Origin of the sequence: Paenibacillus sinensis (assembly GCF_019904155.1) — a bacterium.
Lineage (GTDB): Bacteria > Bacillota > Bacilli > Paenibacillales > Paenibacillaceae > Paenibacillus_AQ > Paenibacillus_AQ sinensis.
Map to the genome: position 1 here is coordinate 1 of NZ_JAHCMB010000138.1, position 202 is coordinate 202.

Genomic DNA, 202 nt, shown 5'->3' on the forward strand with positions numbered 1-202 from the left:
ACCGTGCCGTCGCTCTTCAGCGCCAGATTCTGCCCCGACCCTGCCGCGATCGCCACGATACCGCTCAGACCGCTGACCGTTACCGGCACATTCCCATAGCCTGAGCCCCAGACCCATACACTGCCGTCGCCTTTCAGTGCCAAGCTGTGGCTTGTCCCTGCCGCGACCGCTATCACGCCGCTCGTCAGACCACTCACCGCTA

At 64.4% G+C, this 202-nt stretch carries 1 pseudogene; it reads right to left on the reverse strand.

The features are described 5' to 3' along the window. Positions 1-202 (reverse strand): annotated as a pseudogene (locus tag KIH86_RS30285) (RCC1 repeat- and reductase domain-containing protein); the annotation flags it as partial.